The sequence below is a fragment of the Streptosporangium sp. NPDC000095 genome (genome assembly GCF_042899335.1).
Taxonomy (GTDB): Bacteria; Actinomycetota; Actinomycetes; order Streptosporangiales; family Streptosporangiaceae; genus Streptosporangium.
In genome coordinates this window covers 85735-103303 of the sequence record NZ_JBIAZS010000016.1, presented here as the reverse complement: position 1 = coordinate 103303, position 17569 = coordinate 85735, and the positions used below count along the sequence as shown (strand labels likewise).

Annotated in this window: 13 protein-coding genes; 6 read left to right on the top strand and 7 right to left on the bottom strand. The window is 70.9% G+C overall.

What is annotated here, in order from left to right:
• Window positions 1–46 precede the first annotated feature (46 nt).
• The 3 genes from ACFY3V_RS30340 to ACFY3V_RS30330 all read right to left on the bottom strand — a co-directional run bounded on the left by ACFY3V_RS30340 (window position 47) and on the right by ACFY3V_RS30330 (window position 4218).
• Complete coding sequence (locus ACFY3V_RS30340) at window positions 47–1057, bottom strand: Acg family FMN-binding oxidoreductase (RefSeq protein WP_362901035.1); 1011 nt, start codon at window positions 1055–1057, stop codon at window positions 47–49.
• A 13-nt stretch (window positions 1058–1070) separates the two neighbouring features.
• On the bottom strand, window positions 1071–1733 hold the full coding sequence (locus ACFY3V_RS30335; protein WP_362901037.1) for a CBS domain-containing protein: 663 nt from the start codon (window positions 1731–1733) through the stop codon (window positions 1071–1073).
• A 169-nt stretch (window positions 1734–1902) separates the two neighbouring features.
• Complete coding sequence (locus ACFY3V_RS30330) at window positions 1903–4218, bottom strand: phosphoketolase family protein (RefSeq protein WP_362901039.1); 2316 nt, start codon at window positions 4216–4218, stop codon at window positions 1903–1905.
• Window positions 4219–4551: 333 nt separating this feature from the next.
• Between ACFY3V_RS30330 and ACFY3V_RS30325 the strand changes: the two genes are divergently transcribed.
• Window positions 4552–5739, top strand: a complete 1188-nt coding sequence (locus tag ACFY3V_RS30325) for an FAD-dependent monooxygenase (RefSeq protein ID WP_389778241.1) — start codon at window positions 4552–4554, stop codon at window positions 5737–5739.
• 114 nt (window positions 5740–5853) lie between these two features.
• On the opposite strand, the gene ACFY3V_RS30320 is transcribed toward ACFY3V_RS30325, so the two are convergent.
• Together ACFY3V_RS30320 and ACFY3V_RS30315 are read right to left on the bottom strand one after the other, a co-directional pair.
• On the bottom strand, window positions 5854–6189 hold the full coding sequence (locus ACFY3V_RS30320) for a metalloregulator ArsR/SmtB family transcription factor (protein ID WP_350946379.1): 336 nt from the start codon (window positions 6187–6189) through the stop codon (window positions 5854–5856).
• 2 nt (window positions 6190–6191) lie between these two features.
• Window positions 6192–6386 carry a hypothetical protein gene (locus ACFY3V_RS30315; RefSeq protein WP_350946211.1) on the bottom strand — a complete coding sequence of 65 codons (195 nt, stop codon included), beginning with the start codon at window positions 6384–6386 and terminating at the stop codon, window positions 6192–6194.
• 296 nt (window positions 6387–6682) lie between these two features.
• Here ACFY3V_RS30315 and ACFY3V_RS30310 point away from each other — a divergent pair, with 296 nt between their 5' ends.
• Both ACFY3V_RS30310 and speB read left to right on the top strand, forming a co-directional pair.
• Window positions 6683–6850, top strand: coding sequence for a DUF3073 domain-containing protein (locus tag ACFY3V_RS30310; RefSeq protein ID WP_350946212.1), 168 nt, complete (start codon window positions 6683–6685; stop codon window positions 6848–6850).
• A 725-nt stretch (window positions 6851–7575) separates the two neighbouring features.
• The gene (gene speB / locus ACFY3V_RS30305; RefSeq protein ID WP_389778238.1) at window positions 7576–8631 is read left to right on the top strand and encodes an agmatinase; all 1056 of its coding nucleotides are present in this window, start codon (window positions 7576–7578) and stop codon (window positions 8629–8631) included.
• Between the two features lie 14 nt (window positions 8632–8645).
• On the opposite strand, the gene ACFY3V_RS30300 is transcribed toward speB, so the two are convergent.
• Window positions 8646–9095: a hypothetical protein gene (locus ACFY3V_RS30300; protein ID WP_362901045.1), complete on the bottom strand. Its 450-nt coding sequence runs from the start codon at window positions 9093–9095 to the stop codon at window positions 8646–8648.
• A 463-nt stretch (window positions 9096–9558) separates the two neighbouring features.
• Between ACFY3V_RS30300 and ACFY3V_RS30295 the strand changes: the two genes are divergently transcribed.
• The 3 genes from ACFY3V_RS30295 (at window position 9559) to ACFY3V_RS30285 (ending at window position 13744) form a co-directional block, all read left to right on the top strand.
• Entirely contained in the window at window positions 9559–10596 is a 1038-nt protein-coding gene (locus ACFY3V_RS30295) for a CHAP domain-containing protein (RefSeq protein ID WP_362901047.1), read from the top strand.
• 189 nt (window positions 10597–10785) lie between these two features.
• Window positions 10786–11721 (top strand): siderophore-interacting protein, encoded by a 936-nt coding sequence (locus ACFY3V_RS30290; protein ID WP_362901049.1) that lies wholly within the window; start codon window positions 10786–10788, stop codon window positions 11719–11721.
• A 181-nt stretch (window positions 11722–11902) separates the two neighbouring features.
• Complete coding sequence (locus tag ACFY3V_RS30285; RefSeq protein WP_350946217.1) at window positions 11903–13744, top strand: glycoside hydrolase family 15 protein; 1842 nt, start codon at window positions 11903–11905, stop codon at window positions 13742–13744.
• Between the two features lie 121 nt (window positions 13745–13865).
• Here ACFY3V_RS30285 and cobN read toward each other — a convergent pair whose 3' ends face one another.
• On the bottom strand, window positions 13866–17567 hold the full coding sequence (cobN, locus tag ACFY3V_RS30280; protein WP_389778234.1) for a cobaltochelatase subunit CobN: 3702 nt from the start codon (window positions 17565–17567) through the stop codon (window positions 13866–13868).
• Between the last annotated feature and the right edge of the window lie 2 nt (window positions 17568–17569).

Genomic DNA, 17569 nt, shown 5'->3' with positions numbered 1-17569 from the left:
GCCGGACGCGCGCGTCCACGGCTTTCCTGGCCGCCTCGCGGTTCGGTCAGCGTTCTTCCAGCATGTCGGTGACCGGCCGGCGGACTCCCTTGCCCTCGTCGAAGGTGACGCCCAGACGCATGATCATCTGGGGATACTCCTGCGAGCACAGCTCCTGTCGCAGGAATTCCCGCAGGTGAAACATCTCCAGAGCCTGGGTGTGGAAGGCCGCGCTGAGACCGTGGGCGCAGGCGCGCAGCAGGACGCGCTGCAACGCCTGACCGGCCGTGATCCAGTCCTCGCGGGAGTCGCCCTTCGTGGTCAGGACCGCCACGACACCGGTGGAGACGGAGAAGAACTGGTCGCTCTCGTTGCCCCAGGGATGACCGTGGGTGTAGTCACGCTGGGCGAAGTGCGGGCGGGTCCGCCGGGGAGTGCGCGGGTAGCCCTCGGCCGGGACCCCGTCCGCGCGGGCGCTACCCGGCGGCCGCGCCCAGCGGATCAGCTCCAGCGACAGCGCCCGGTCCTGCGACTGCGCGTCCTGGGCGGCGCAGGTGATCGCGGCGAGCACCCGGATCGCCGCCTCGGAGCGGACCGGTGTCAGCCGCGCCCCCTCACCGTCCGCCTCGGCCACCAGCGTCTCGACAAGACGCTCCGGGACGGGCAGTTCGGTGAAACCGGCCCGGTGGGTGCGGCGACGCTCGATCTCGGCATACAGCAGCCGGGCGCTCTCGTCGGCGGGTATGGCCGCTCCCGGCCGTATCGTGGCCAGCAGCGCCGGGCGGTCGGGGTCGGGCAGCACGCGCACGTGCGGCTCGTAGCCGAGCGCGCGCAGCGCGAGCCGCACGTTCATCAGGGCCGCGCCACAACTGATCAGCATCTCCCTGCCGGCGGCGTCACCGATCCGCAGTTTCCTGTCGCTGTCGGCGCGCAACGCGATCTCGTCGCCATCGACACCGAAAGACCACGGCTGGGTGTTGTGCACCGACGGCGCCCACGTGGCGGCCTGGAGCGCCGTGCGGATCACCGAGGTGATCTCCTCGCCGGTGCGGACGTTCATGATCTTCCCCTTGTCCATGGTCTCACTCCTGTCACAGGAACGGCGGAACGGGAACGAGGTCATCGGATCGGCAGGTGAGGGCGTTCTCGACCTTGAGGACACCCTCGATCTCGCCGACCGCCGCGACCAGGGGCGCGATCTGCGACCGGAAGGGGAGCCGTCCCCTCAGCGTGACCACCCCCGCCTCGACGGCCACGCTCATCGCCTCCGGGGCGACGGCGAGCCGGTCACGGACCTCGGCGACCTCGCGTTCGATCTCCTCGGGCGGGCGGGCGAAGACCTGGAGCAGATCGCTCTGGTGAACGGTGCCGGTGATACGCCCGGTGACCGCGTCGATCACCGGTAGCTGCTTGATCCGATGCCGGTGCATCAGCCGTGCCGCGTCCCGCACGGCGGTGTCCTTCGTGATGGTGATCGCGGGGGTGGTCATGATCTGCCTGGCCGTGCCGCCCGCGGCCTTACGGTGCTCCTGGCGTCTTTTGTGACTGTCGAAGACGCCGCCGGCGCGCGCGCCCGAATCGGTCTCCCTGAGCAGGAGATCATCGTCGGAGACCATGCCGATGGGATGGTCGTCGGCGTCGATGACGGTGAGCGCGCCGACCTTGAAGCGTCGCATGGCGTCGACCATCTCGGTGAACGTCGCCTCCGGCCGCACCGCGATCGCCGTGCCGCCCATGACTTCCCTGACCTTCATGACGCACCTCCTCACGACGAGCATCGCAAGGCGGTCCTGGAGGCGTCAGCGGCGAAAGTCCCTGAACAGGAGGACTTATGGTCTGCGCACGACGATGATCTCCCAGATCTCCCGTCCCGGCACCCCGCACCCGTCCGAGAACGGACGCGGGGCGCCGGGACGGGTCCCTTTAGTGGGGCCAGGTCCAGTCGCGGATCTCGGGCAGGTCCTCACCGTGCTCACGGGTGTAGGCCCGGGCGGTCAGGCGGGCGTCGGCCATGTGCTGGCGCAGGTGCGCCGACCGCTCGGCCAGCCCGGGAACCCGGTCGATGACGTCCATCACGAGGTGGAACCGGTCGATGTCGTTGAGCATGACCATGTCGAACGGCGTGGTCGTGGTGCCCTCCTCCTTGTAACCGCGCACGTGGATGTTCTCGTGACCGTTGCGCCGGTACGTCAGGCGATGGATCAGCCACGGATAGCCGTGGAAGTTGAAGATGATCGGCCGGTCGGCGGTGAACACCGTGTCGAAGTCCGCGTCCGACATGCCGTGCGGATGCTCCGACGGCGGCTGCAACCGCATCAGGTCCACCACGTTGACCACCCGGACCCGCAGTTCGGGCAGATGCTCACGCAGCAGCGCGGCCGCCGCCAGCGTCTCCAGGGTGGGCACGTCGCCCGCGCACGCCAGCACCACGTCCGGTTCGACGCCGGCGTCGGTGCTGGCCCACTCCAGGATGCCCAGCCCTCGGGTGCAGTGCGCGATCGCCTCGTCCATCCCCATCAGATCCAGCACCGGCTGCTTACCCGCCACGATCACGTTCACGTAGTCGCGCGAGCGCAGGCAGTGATCGGCCGTCGACAGCAGCGTGTTGGCGTCCGGCGGCAGATACACCCGCACCACCTCGGCCTTCTTGTTCATCACCACATCCAGGAAACCGGGGTCCTGGTGGGAGAAGCCGTTGTGGTCCTGGCGCCACACGTGCGACGACAGCAGATAGTTCAGCGAGGCCACCGGACGACGCCAGCCGATCTTCCGCGAGGACTCCAGCCACTTGGCGTGCTGGTTGAACATCGCGTCGATGATGTGGATGAACGCCTCGTAGCAGTTGAACAATCCGTGGCGGCCGGTCAGCAGGTAGCCCTCGAGCCAGCCCTGACACAGGTGCTCGCTGAGCACCTCCATGACCCGGCCGCCCGCCTGGAGGTGGTCGTCGCCGTCGCGGATCTCGGCGTTCCAGGCGCGGCCGGTGACCTCGAAGACCGCCTGCAGCCGGTTGGAGGCGGTCTCGTCGGGGCCCATCAGCCGGAAGGTCTCGGGGTTGGCGGCGATGACCTCGCGCAGAAACTCGCCCAGTACCCGGGTGGGCTCACTGCTCGCGGTGGCCGGTGAGGTGACCTTGACCGCGTGCTCGCGAAAATCGCCGAGCGCCAGCGGCCGCAGCAGTTCGCCGCCGTTGGCGTGCGGGTTGGCGCTCATCCGCAGTGGTCCTTCGGGCACCGTGTCCAGGATCTCGGCCACCGGCCGCCCGTCGGCGTCGAACAACTCCTGTGGCCGGTACGAGCGCATCCACTCCTCCAGCATCGCCAGGTGTTCGGCGTTGTCGCGCACCCCCGACAGCGGGACCTGGTGCGAGCGCCAGGTGCCCTCCACCGGCAGGCCGTCGACCCGCTCGGGACCGGTCCACCCCTTCGGCGTCCGCAGAACGATCATCGGCAACCGCTCGGCCCGCCCCCGCCGGTAGTCGGCGATCTGCTCCCAGACCGTCTCCAGCGTCTGGGCCATGAGCGCGTGCATCGCCTCGGGCTCGTCCCCGGCCACCACGTGCGGACGGTATCCGTACCCCTCCATCAACGCGAGGAGCTCTTCTTCCGGGATGCGGGCCAGCACGGTGGGATTGGCGATCTTGTAGCCGTTCAGGTGCAGGATCGGCAGCACCACGCCGTCACGCCTTGGATCGAGGAACTTGTTGGAATGCCAGCTGGCCGCGAGCGGCCCGGTCTCGGCCTCCCCGTCCCCGATGACACTCGCGACCACCAGCTCCGGGTTGTCGAACGCGGCCCCGTAGGCATGCGCCAGCGCGTACCCGAGCTCCCCTCCCTCGTGGATCGAACCGGGCGTCTCGGGCGCCACATGACTGGGAATGCCACCGGGAAAGGAGAACTGCCGGAACAACCGCCGCATCCCCTCCCCGTCACGGGAGATGTCGGGATAGCACTCGGTGTAGGAACCCTCCAGCCAGGCGTGCGCCACCGCCGCCGGGCCGCCGTGACCCGGACCGGCGATGTAGATCATGTCCTGGTCGCGTTCGGTGATGATCCGGTTCAGGTGGGCGAAACAGAAGTTCAGTCCCGGGGTGGTCCCCCAGTGTCCCAGCAGCCGCGGCTTGATGTGCTCGGGCCGCAACGGCTCGGTCAGCAGCGGGTTGTCCAGCAGATAGATCTGACCGACCGACAGATAGTTGGCCGCGCGCCAGTAGGCGTCGACATGCGCGAGTGCGTCCATACATCGACAGTTCCTCGGCTGAGGCGTTCAAACCCCGATACGGCGAACACGTTCGTCACATCGCGCGGCGCGGGCGCACCACGCGCACGACGGCGTACCGGGACCAATCGGGGCAGGCGCGTCGAAACACCGGACCTCGCCTCGCCATGATCGACAGCGCCTTCCCTCTACCGGATCGGGATGGAATAGACGAAGATCTCCGGGTGAGCCGAGAGTGCCGTACGGACGCGTTCGAAGTCGCCGCGGTTCACATCGCCGGGAGCATCGGGACGCCGCCCCGGCAGCACAGCGGTACCTCGGGGTGAGACGCCATCCGACGAGAGGAGCCCCTGAGTGAAGGTCGCCATTGTCGGCGGAGGTCTCGGCGGGTTGACCGCCGCCCTGCTCCTGCGGCAGGCCGGTGTCGAGGCCGTCGTGTACGAGCAGGCCGCCGAGCTGCGCGAGGTGGGAGCGGGGATCGGGGTGAGTCCCAACATGGTCCGCCCCCTGGTGCGTGCCGGACTCGGCGAGCGACTGGCCTCCTTCGCCGTCCCCATGGATGCCGCCTGGGAGTTGAGGCGCTGGGAGGACGGCCGGGTGCTGGCCTCCCAGACGATGGGCGAGGAGTGCCGGCGGCTGTACGGCAGCGACTTCTACGTCGCGCACCGCGCCGACCTGCTCGACATGCTGGTGAAGGCGCTGCCCGAGGACGTCATCAGGACAGATCGGCGACTGGAGGTGCTGAGGCAGGACCCTGACGGGGTCGAGCTGACCTTCGGCACTGCCACAGACGCGAAGGCGACGGTGGTCGCCGACGCGGTGATCGGCGCCGACGGCATCCACTCGGCGGTCCGGCCTGCGGTCGTCGACGAGGAGCCCCCGCGCTTCTCCGGGCTCTGCGCCTACCGGTGCCTCATCGACGCCGAACGGGCCCCTGAGCTGTCGGTGCGCCGGGTGCAGACGCTCTGGCTGGGGCCGGGGCGCCACTTCGTCCACTACCCGATCAGGGACAGAAAGCTGATCAACGTCGTCGCGATCGTGCCCGCGGGCGAGTGGCGCGTCGAGTCGTGGACGGCCGACGGGCGGCTTGAGGACCTGAGGGGCGAGTTCGAGACCTGGGACCCTCGGCTGAGAGGGCTGATCGACGCGGCCACCGCGACCAAGCGCTGGGCCCTGTACGACCGCTCTCCCCTGGAACGCTGGACGTCGGGGCGGGTGACCCTGCTGGGGGACGCCGCCCACTCGATGCTGCCCTTCCTCGGTCAGGGCGCCGCCCAGGCGGTCGAGGACGCGGTGGTGCTCGCGATCTGCCTGCGCGAGGCCACCCGCGAGACGGCGGCGGAGGCGCTGGCCCGCTACGAGAGGATCCGCAGGCCCCGGGCCTCGCAGGTGCAGCTGATGAGCCGGGGCCGCGAGGTGCTGAACCATCTGCCCGACGGGCCCGCCCAGCTGGAACGCGACGCGACCCTGGCCGCCAGTAGTCCGCTCCGGCAGAGCGCCTGGCTTTACGGCCATGACCCCGAGACCGCCGTGACGGACTGAGACGACGATCCCGGCCGCGGATCGGACGGCGGGCCCGACAGCGAGCTCGGAGCCGGGCTCACCCGCGGACGACGCCTCGGCGAGGCTCGCCGTCGCGCTCGGGCAGGGCCCCGTTCATCTGCCGGCCTCGGCGCGCAGCTCGGCGAGCAGCTCGCCCTGCTCGGCGAGAACCTCGGCCAGGATCGATCGCGCCACGGACATCAGGTCGGCCAGGTCCCTGGTGGACAGGGCGTAGACGACGGTGGCGCCGTCCCGGGTGGCGGTCACGACTCCCGCGCGGCGCAGCACGGCGAGTTGCTGGGAGAGGTTGGAGGCCTCGACGTCGATGGCGCTCAGCAGGTCCCGCACCGGCCGGGGGCCGTCCTGGAGAAGCTCCAGGACCTGGATGCGGACCGGATGGCCGAGGGTGCGGAAGAATTCGGCCTTGGCCTGGTGCAGCGGCACCGGCATGATCACGCAGCTCCGGCGGCAGGCCCGCCACCGGCGTGTCGTACGTCGACGCCGTGCTGGTCGGCGATGCGCAACAGGTTCTCCAGGCGCCCGGACAGGACCTCGATCGCGTGGTCGTCGAAGGCCTGGCGCATGAGCTCCAGCTCGCCGTCGACATCGGCGATGCGTGCCCGTAGCTCCGCCGCGAACTCGCTCATGTCCCCCACCTCCCGTGGATCAGGTCACTCCCCGGCGTCTGGTTTTATCGGCACACCGTTCCTCATGATGTGGCAAATTGCATAATTCTTCAAATCGTAATGACGTTGGCTATGATGGCGAAGGCCGTTTTCCACCAGGGCCCGCGGCCGGTTCGAGCCCGATCGATGACGGATCGACCGCGAAGCGGGATACTTGGTACGGCTACCGCAGACTGACCTGCGGCGTCAGAGCGCGCCAGCCGGCGATGCGACAGTGACGAGGGGCCGAGCACGGCCTGCGCGAGGGAGTACAGCCAATGGGACGGGGCCGAGCCAAGGCTAAGCAGACGAAGGTTGCCCGTGAGCTGAAGTACAGCAGCCACAGCATGGATCTTGACCGGTTGCGCAAGGAGCTTGGCGCCGGCGATGATCCCGCGCCGGAGAGCGAGGCCGACGACCCCACCGGTGAGCCCACCGGCAGGTGACACCGCGGACGGGCCCTGCCCCCCGACCGGCCCCGACCGGCCCCGCCCGGCCGCCATGACACCGGCGGAGTCCGGCCCTCGGACCTCGCGACTCCGTCGTGAGGGTTCTTCTCGGCGTATCGTGCGGCCGTGAGCCGCTCGAGGGACATATCGATCGGCGGTGAACCCCCGAGGCGGTGTCCGCCGCGCCGGGGCGGAATTCCGCGCAACATCCGGCAACATCATTGAGGCACCCGCCCAGGGCTGCTTACCGTCACGGTTGTGCGTACCGCAGCGTCGCGGTCGCACTCCCGGTCAGCGCGTCGACGGAGAGCTCTGGCGGGTCCCATTCATCTCTCGGTGGCCGGCTTCCCTTCCTCGCCGGGCATCCGGGATCCGCCAGTTCACACGCCGTGGCCCCGGGACGAATCGCCGGATCGCGCGAGGTCGTGCCTCGCGCGGGCGGAAAGTCTCCCCGGGCCACGGCCACCATCGACCTCCCGGCCTTCACCGCGCCTCAGCGTGCCTTGCGCCCTCTCGCCCGGGATCGCCGAAGCCCTCCGGACAGACAGCACGGCCGACCCATGTCCTGACTTGTCTGGTTATGCTGGCTGGTCCGATGGACCTGACCGGGTGGAGTTCTCGATGACGATCTCCTGCGGGGTGGCCGGAGCCACCCCGCGAGCCGTGCCCGGCGGCGACGGGCCGCGACACGCGCGGGCCGGGACCTTCCCGCCGGAGGAACAGTGACGAACCGCTACGGGCCCCAGTTCGGGCCCGACATCACCTTCCTCGGCGTCGAACGGTGCTCACTGGACGATCCCGCGACCTACGCGGGCGCCGACGTCGTGATCGTGGGCGCGCCGTTCGACGGCGGCACCTCACACCGGCCCGGCGCGCGCTTCGGACCGCAGGCGATCCGGATGACCGACTACCTGCCGCACGACGGGGCGCGCCCCAGCCTGGCGCTGCGCACCGACGGTCTGCGCGACCTGCGCGTCCTGGACGCGGGTGACGTCGAGATGCCGCCGGGCGACATCGCGACGTCACTGGCCGCGCTGGAGTCCGCCGTCGAGAAGGTCGTCCGTTCGGGGGCCATCCCGGTGATCCTGGGCGGTGACCACTCGATCGCCTTCCCCGACGCCAAGGGGGTGGCCAACGTCCTCGGGCACGGCCGGATCTCGATGATCCACTTTGATGCCCACGCGGACACCGGCGACATCGAGTTCGGCTCGCTGTGGGGCCACGGGCAGCCGATGCGCCGGCTCATCGAGTCGGGGGCACTGCGCGGCGACCGTTTCCTGCAGGTCGGCCTGCGCGGCTACTGGCCGCCGCCGGAGACGCTGGACTGGATGGCCGAACGGGCGATGCGCTCGTACGAGATGACCGAGATCGTGCACCGGGGCCTGGACGAGTGCCTGACCGAGGCCTTCGCCATCGCCGTCGACGAGTGCGACGGCGTCTTCCTGTCCGTCGACATCGACGTGTGCGATCCGGGTCACGCCCCCGGCACCGGAACCCCGGAGCCGGGTGGCATCACCGCGCGCCAGCTCCTGGACTCCGTACGGCGCATCTGCCTGGAGCTGCCGGTCGTCGGCGTCGACGTCGTGGAGGTCAGCCCGCCCTACGACCACGCCGACATCACCGCCGCGCTGGCCAACCGCGTGGTCCTTGAGGCGTTGAGCGCCATCGCGCGGCGGCGGCGCGACGCCCGGGACGGGACCGTCTGGAACCCGCTGCTGCCGCTGCTCGCCGAACGCCCGGACCGCGGGGCCGACCGGCCGGGCGGTCCGGACCGCTGACCCGCCCCGGAGACCTATCTGGCTCTCGGGCGGTTGCCCCATTTGGGCCTGCGGAACAGGTCTCGGCGTTCCAGCAGGTAGACGAGCTTCGAGGCCGCGGTCCTGACGGCCTCCTCGTGGCGGTGGCGCTTCTGCGGGACGACGGCGCTCCAGCGCTCCAGCAGGAGGGCGATCTCATCGGCGAGTTCACCGATCACCCGGTAGCGGGTGCTGAAGGCGTAGAGGTCTCCGTGTATCTCACCCACCAGGTCCTCGTCGACCCGGTGGGCGAGCGGCCTGACCCTGCTGAGGATCCCCGCCTCCATCGCCGGGGTGACCGGTGCCCGGCGGGCGTCGCCCTCGGGCACCATGATCAGGGCGCGGACCCGTGCGACGGCCAGGGCGCGCTCGGCCTGCGGGGTCGCGGGGTGCTCGGCGAGGTCCAGGAGGCGGCGGAGAGTCTCCTGCGTCTTGTCGTCGAACATGGGAAACCCGTTCCGCCTTCGCGTCCGCATTGCCGCCGGACCGGGAGGAAAAGGGGAAAGGTCTCGGCATCGGCACCCACGCATGCCGCGCACGTGCCATCACATGCTATTCGACCCGATGGACTCTGATAGGCGGGACGCGTACCGGTGTGACCGGTGAGCACGGGGTGAGTCGAGATATGCCCGGAAAGTGAGAGAGCCGCCGGCGTCCCGGACCTCATCCGTCGCCGGACACCCGGGGTGTGGTGTCGCGCCGGGACCGAGGCGGACGGCCGGACGATGCTACGTGCTGCCGGGACGCGTTTCCCGCCTTTCACCGGATCCGGTATGGGATGACCTCTCAGCTCGGCTTTTTCCGCAAATAGCCCCACTTCTCAATTTTTCTGCGAATACAGTCCAGTTTTGTCGGACGGCGCCCCCTTCTCTGAAGGGTGAAGGAGAGTGGACGGGGTGGCTCACAGCCATGGATCCGATCGGTGACGATCTGCTCAGGACCATCAAGCCCGAACTCGGGTACCGGGAGGGGCCGGGCCAGCACAGCAAGTTCGGCGAGTGGTACGCGGTCAACGTGGCCCAGGACCCGCAGTACAGGACCGCCCCCTGGTGCGCGATGTTCATCGCCTGGGCGGCGGAGAAGGCGGGGGTGCAGGAGTACGTGGGGCAGTTCGCCTGGACCCCTTCACAGGCCCGCTGGTTCGAGAACCACGGCGCGTGGACACGGACGCCGGAGCCGGGGGCCCTGGTCTTCTTCGACTGGTCGGGTGGCAAGGACATCAAGGGGATCGACCACGTCGGCATCGTGGAAAGCGTGAACGGTGGAACGATCCACACCATCGAGGGGAACGTCGACCGGGTCTGGCTGAAGCGTAAGACCCGCGACCAGAGCAAGGTCGTCGGCTACGGCCTGCCACGCAAGGTCAAGGAGAAACTGACGGCCGTCCCGGGAAAGGACGGCACCGCTCCACAGGTGGCGGGGCGGATCGAGGTCCGTCCCGCGCTCGCCCCCGGCGCGACGACCTCTTCCGACACCCCTGCAACGCTTCCCGTCTCCATGGAGACCGCCGCGATCGCCGGACTACTCGCCTTCATCCTCGGCACCACGTTCGTCCTGTCCCGGCTGCGCCTTCGTGCCTCCCGCGTCCCGGCGGGGCGGCATCGCAGGAGGAACGGGCGGGGGGAACGCGCCGATCCGTGGATCGGCATGGCACCTCCGGTCGCCGAGACGCTCCCTCGCGCGCAGACACCTCCGGACCGGCAGGCGCTCCCCTCGACCCTGGTGTCCCATCCGGGCGACCGGCCGGACGGCGCGCCCCGGATCCGCGAGACGATCCGGGTGAGCAGGCCGAGCTGGGCGTACGAGCCGTACCGCGCGAGCCTGCCCGAACGCGCCGACGGCGTCTTCGGCCGCACCGGCACCCGCATCGCCGGGCCGGACCCGGAGGGAAGGTCGCGGCGCGGCACGCTGGAGACACACGAGGGCGAGGAGGCGCGGGCCGCGTGACCGATCTCGCCCGTAACGGGGGAGACCCGACAGGATCACCTGGGCACACGCAGGTACATGCAGGAACGAAAAGATCGAACAGCCGCGGACAGCATCAGATGGCCACATGTCAGGCCACGACGGGTTGCTCAATAAGGTTAGGCAAAGCTAAGTTGCTGAGGACGGCATTCCCTCGGTGAAGGCGGCACGATGACAGCGGGCGGCGAGCAGACCCTTGAGCGCGCGGCGGAGGTCCCGGCCTATCGCGGCCACCAGGTGGCGGTCCTGCGGACGGAGCGGCTCAGCCCGAGCTTCGTGCGGGTCACCTTCGGCGGCGAGGATCTGGCGGGCTTCGCCGACAACGGTTTCGACCAGCGGATCAAGGTGATCCTCCCGCTGCCCGACGGCAGCATCACCCCCCTGGGCGAGGGTGCCGACTGGTACCAGCGGTGGCGGGCGCTCCCCGACGAGCTGCGCAACCCGATCCGCACCTACACCGTCCGCGCCGTACGGCCCGAGCAGCGCGAACTCGACGTCGACTTCGTCCTGCACGGCGAGACCGGCCCCGCCTCCCGATGGGCGACCCACGCCTCCCCCGGTGACCGGGTCGTGGTGGTCGGCCCCAACGCCGCCCACCCCGGTCCCACCGGCGGCCAGGAGTGGGCCCCGCCCGCCGGGGCGTCGCACCTGCTGCTCGCCGGGGACGAGACGGCCGTGCCCGCCATCGCCGCGATCGTCGAGTCGCTGTCCGGCTCCGTGCGTGCCACGGCGCTGCTGGAGATCCCGAAGGCCGCCGACGCGCTCCGGCTCGACGTCCGGCCGGGCGTGAAGGTCACCTGGCTGCCCCGCGGGGGAGCCCGCCACGGCGACCTGCTCATCCCGGCCGTACGCGAGACCCTGGGCGCGCTCACCGCCGAGCGCGCCGTCACCGGCGCCGCGAACCCGCTGGAGGACGTCGACGTCGACGCGGAGATCCTCTGGGAGGTCCCCGAGGCCCCGAAGGGCGATGGCCTGTACGCGTGGCTGGCCGGCGAGGCGGGCATGGTCAAGCTGCTCCGCCGCCACCTGGTGCAGGAGACCGGCGTCGACCGCTCCTCGGTGGCCTTCATGGGCTACTGGCGGCTGGGACGCTCGGAGAGCGCCTGAACAGGGCCCCTGCCATGTCACCGGCCCCGGTGACGCCGGTGACATGGCCCTCACCGGGGCGCCTTTGCCCTCACCCGCGCGAAACCTGCCGACTCCTTGACGCCAGGGGGACCCCGGCAGGTGTGCGGGCCACGTAGCTTGAGGGCGTGAGGTGCCCCGCTCGCGACGTGAGAAGGCCGACATGACGGCAGCGGAATCCGCTCGTCAGGATCCGGCGGGCGCCTGCGGATACCGGCCCATCGCCGACCACGGGCTCATCGGCGACCTGCGAACCGCCGCGCTGGTGGACACCGGCGGCACCATCGTCTGGTACTGCTGCCCCCGCTTCGACGCGCCCAGCGTGTTCGGCTCGATCCTGGACGCGAGCCGGGGCGGATCGTTCGAGCTGGGCACCTGGGAACCGGCGAGCACCAAGCAGTTCTACTTCCCCGACACCAACGTGCTGATCACCCGTTTCTTCGCCGCCGAAGGGGTGGGCGAGGTCCAGGACTTCATGCCGATCGTCGGCGGCACGTCCGACGACACCCGGCACCGGCTGATCCGGCGGGTGAGATGCGTGCGCGGGTCGCTGTCGTTCCGCGCCCGGGTGGCTCCGCGCTTCGACTACGGCAGGCAGCCCCACGTCCTGAGCCTGTCCCAGGAGCGGGCGGTCTTCGAGTCGCCGTCGCTGTCGCTGGCCCTGTCCTCCAGCACCGTCCTGGAGGCGGACGGCCAGGACGTGCGCTCGGAGTTCAAGCTCGGCGAGGGCGAGTGCGCGGTGTTCGCTCTCGACAGGTTCGGCGACGACCTGGCGCCGCGCTCGTGCCCGATCGAGGAGGCCGAGGAGGAGTTCGCCGCGACCGTGGCGTACTGGCGCCGCTGGCTGTCCTCCTCGACCTACCGGGGCCGGTGGCGGGAGATGGTGCACCGGTCCGCGCTCACGCTGAAACTCCTCACCTACGCGCCGACCGGCGGGATCGTGGCCGCCGTGACGACCAGCCTGCCCGAGCAGATCGGCGGGGAGCGCAACTGGGACTACCGGTACGTCTGGATCCGCGACTCGGCGTTCTGCGTGTACGCGCTGCTGCGGCTGGGCTTCGGCGAGGAGGCCGAGGCGTTCATGGGGTTTCTGTCACGGCACGTCAGCCGCGACGACGGCGGCGGGCCCTCGGGTCCTCTGCAGATCATGTACGGCGTCGACGGGCGCACCGAGCTCCCCGAGATCGAGCTGGCCCACCTGGAGGGCTACCGGGGCTCGGCTCCGGTGCGCGTCGGGAACGCCGCGGTGGACCAGCTCCAGCTGGACATCTACGGCGCCCTCCTCGACTCGGTCTACCTCTACGACAAGTGGCACCGGCCGATATCCAGCGCTCTCTGGGACGACGTCCACATCCTGGTGGACTGGGTCTGCGACAACTGGGACCGGCCCGACGAGGGCGTGTGGGAGACGCGCGGCGGGCGCAAGGACTTCGTCTACTCGCGGCTGATGTGCTGGGTGGCGATCGAACGGGCCATGCGGATGGCCGCCCACCGCGGGCTGCCCGCCGACACGCCGCGCTGGCAGCTGGCCCGTGACGCGATCTACCGGCAGATCATGCGGCGCGGCTGGTCGGAGGAACTGCGGGCGTTCGTCCAGCACTTCGACGACGACGTCCTCGACTCCTCGGTGCTGATGATGCCGATGACGAAGTTCATCTCCCCCACCGACCCCAAATGGCTGTCGACCCTCGACGCGCTCGGCGCGCACCTGGTGTCCGACTCGCTGGTCTACCGCTACGACCCCGAAGCCAGCCCGGACGGGCTGCGCGGTGAGGAGGGCACGTTCTCGATCTGCTCGTTCTGGTACGTCGAAGGGCTCACCAGGGCCGGACGCCTGGACGAGGCACGGCTCGCGTTCGAGAAGATGCTCACCTACGCCAACCACCTCGGCCTGTACGCCGAGGAGATCGGGCGGACCGGCGAGCAGCTCGGCAACTTCCCGCAGGCCTTCACCCACCTCGCACTGATCAGCGCCGCGTTCAACCTCGACCACGCCCTGGGCTGAACCGCTCCCCTTGGCGTTCCTCCCACGCCCCCGAGGGTGGGAGGAACGCCAAGGGTTCTGGCCGGACATCGCCGAAACGGTGAAACCCGTGGAGCCCGGTGAAAGCGCGGCACCGCCCCGGTCAGACTCCGCCCTCCAGGTCTCCCTCGGACTTGAGGTAGACCTCCTGCAGATCGCGCAGGACGGCGGGATCGGGATGCTCCCACATGCCGCGACCGGCCGCCTCCAGCAACCGCTCGGCGATCCCGTGCAGCGCCCACGGGTTGGACCTGGCCATGAACTCCTGGTTCTCCGGGTCCAGCACGTAGGTCGCGGCCAGCTTGTCGTACATCCAGTCGGCGACGACGCCGGTGGTGGCGTCGTAGCCGAACAGGTAGTCGACGGTGGCGGCCAGTTCGAAGGCCCCCTTGTAGCCGTGCCTGCGCATCGCGGCCAGCCAGCGGGGGTTCACCACCCTGGCGCGGAAGATCCTGGACGTCTCCTCGGAGAGCGTCCTGGTGCGGACCGCGTCAGGCCTGGTGCTGTCGCCGACATAGGCGGCCGGGGCCTTGCCGGTGAGCGCCCGGACGGTGGCGATCATGCCGCCGTGATACTGGAAGTAGTCGTCGGAGTCGGCGATGTCGTGCTCGCGGGTGTCGACGTTCTTGGCCGCCACGGCGATCCTGCGGTAGGCCGTCTCCATGTCCTGCCTGGCGGGAACACCGTCGACGTCCCGGCCGTAGGCGAAGCCGCCCCAGACCGCGTACACCTCGGCCAGATCGGCGTCGTCGCGCCAGTTGCGGCTGTCGATCAGGGGCAGCAGCCCGGCGCCGTAGGCCCCGGGCCGGGAGCCGAAGATGCGCATGGTGGCTCTGCGCTCGTCTCCGTGCTCGGCCCGGTCGGCGAGCACGTGCGCCCGCACGTAGTTGAGCTCCTCGGGCTCGGCCAGCCCGGCCACCAGCCGTACGGCGTCGTCCAGCATCGCCACGACGTGCGGGAAGGCGTCGCGGAAAAAGCCACTGATCCGGATGGTGACGTCCACGCGCGGACGGCCCAGTTCGGTGGCCGGGATCGGCTCCAGGCCGGTGACGCGGCGCGAGGCCTCGTCCCAGAGCGGCCGCACGCCCAGCAGCGCCAGCACCTCGGCGACGTCGTCGCCCGCGGTGCGCATCGCGCTGGTCCCCCAGACCGACAACCCGACCGAACGCGGCCAGTCGCCGGTGTCGGCGCGGTAGCGCTCCAGCAGGGAGTCGGCCATCGCCTGGCCGGTCTCCCACGCCAGTCTGCTCGGCACGGCCTTGGGATCGACCGAGTAGAAGTTGCGGCCGGTGGGCAGCACGTTGATCAGCCCGCGCAGCGGCGAACCGCTCGGCCCGGCGGGCACGTAGCCGCCGTCGAGAGCGTGCAGGATCGCGTCGATCTCGTCGGTGGTGCGCGCCAGCCGGGGCACGACCTCGACGGCGGCGAACCGCAGGATCCGCTCCACCTCCCCCAGGTTCGCACCGCGTACGTCGGCCGCGGCGGGCACCCCGGATCCGCCGCCCCGGCCGGTCACTCCGGCCGGGCCCGCCGAGGCGCTGGCGTCGTCGCGGCCGGTGTCGTCGGCCCGGCCCAGGACCTCGGCGGTCACCTCCCCTGCCGCGGCCGGGTCCCAGCCGCGGTGTTCCATCGCCTCGACCAGGGCTCGGGCCAGGGTCTCGGCGTCGTCGACACCGATCCGTCCCGCGCTGCCGTCCTCGGCCAGGCCCAGTGCCTCGCGCAACCCGACGAGCGCCTCGCCACCCGCCCACATCTGCCGGGCGCGAAGCATGGCCAGGACCAGGTCGACGCGCGGCCCCCCTTCGGGGGCGGCTCCCAGCACGTGCAGGCCGTCGCGGATCTGAACGTCCTTGACCTCGCACAGCCAGCCGTCGATGTGCAGCAGGAAGTCGTCGAACTCGGCGTCGTGGGGACGGTCGGCGACCCCGAGGTCGTGGTCGAGCCTGGCGGCCTGGATGAGCGTCCAGATCTGGGCGCGGATCGCGGGCAGCTTGGCCGGGTCCATCGCCGCGATGGAGGCGTGCTCGTCGAGGAGCTGCTCCAGCCTGGCCATGTCCCCGTAGCTGTCGGCGCGGGCCATCGGCGGGACGAGGTGGTCGACCAGGGTGGCGTGGGCGCGGCGCTTGGCCTGGGTGCCCTCGCCCGGGTCGTTCACCAGGAACGGGTAGACGAGCGGCAGGTCGCCGAGCGCGGCGTCCGGGCCGCAGGAGGCCGACAGGCCCGCCGACTTGCCGGGCAGCCACTCCAGGTTGCCGTGCTTGCCCACGTGGACCACGGCGTGCGCGCCGAAGCCGTCGGCCAGCCAGCGGTAGGCGGCCAGGTAGTGGTGGCTGGGCGGCAGGTCGGGATCGTGGTAGATCGCGATGGGATTCTCGCCGAAGCCGCGCGGCGGCTGCACCATGACCACCACGTTGCCGGAGCGCAGCGCGGCCAGCACGATCTCGCCCTCGGGATCGCGTGAGCGGTCCACGAACAGCTCGCCGGGCGCCGGGCCCCAGTGCTCCTCCATCCGGGCGCGCAGGTCCGCGGGGAGGGTGGCGTACCACTCGGCGTACCGGCTCGCCGCGATGCGCACCGGGTTTCCCGCGAGCTGTTCCTCGGTGAGCCAGTCCTGGTCCTGCCCGCCCGCGGCGATCAGCGCGTGAATGAGCGCGTCGCCGTCCTGCCCGCTCACCCCGGGCAGCTCGTCCTCGGCGCCGATGTCGTAACCGCGCTCGCGGAGCGCGGCCAGCAGCCGTACCAGGCTGGCCGGGGTGTCCAGGCCGACGGCGTTGCCGATGCGCGCGTGCTTGGTGGGATAGGCCGACAGCATCAGCACCAGCCGCCGCTCGGCGGGCGGGATGTGCCGCAGCGCGGCGTGGCGCACCGCGATGCCCGCCACCCGCGAGGCCCGCTCGGGGTCGGCCACGTAGACGGTGAGCCCGTCCTCGTCGATCTCCTTGAAGGAGAACGGCACCGTGATGATCCGTCCGTCGAACTCGGGGATCGCGACCTGGGTGGCGGCGTCCAGCGGGGACAGGCCGTCGTCGTTCTCCTCCCAGGAGGCCCGGCTGCTCGTCAGGCACAACCCCTGCAGGATCGGCACGTCCAGCTCGGCGAGCGCGCCGACGTCCCATGCCTCGTCGTCCCCGCCCGCCGACGCGGTCGCCGGGCGGGTGCCGCCCGCGGCGAGCACGGTCACCACCAGGGCGTCCACCGTGCGCAGGACCTCCAGCAGGCCGGGTTCCGCGGTGCGCAGCGAGGCGCAGTACACCGGCAGCGCCCGCGCGCCCGCGTCCTCGATCGCCGAGCAGAGCACTTCGACGAAGGCGGTGTTCCCCGCCACGTGGTGGGCCCGGTAGTAGAGCACCCCGACGACGGGTCCGTCCTGGCCGCGCGTCTCGCGCGCGAGCGTTCCCCAGGTGGGGGTGGGCTCGGGCGCGGCGAACCCGTGGCCGGTGAGCAGCAGCGTGTCGGACAGGAAGTGATGCAGCTCGGTCAGGTTGGCCGGGCCGCCGTGGGCGAGGTAGGCGTGCGCCTCGGCGCAGACCCCGCCGGGCACGGTGGACAGCTCCATCAGCTCGGCGTCCGGCGCCTGCTCGCCGCCGAGGACGACGACGGGCCGGGGTCCGGCGAGCAGCGCGTCCAGCCCCTCCTCCCAGGCGCGGCGCCCGCCGAGCAGGCGGACCACGACCAGGTCGGCGCCCTCCAGCAGCGGCGGGAGGTCGGCGGCGGTGAGTCTGGCGGGGTTGCCGAGCCGGTAGTCCGCGCCGCTCGCGCGGGCGCTCAGCAGGTCGGTGTCGGAGGTCGAGAGCAGCAGGATCACGC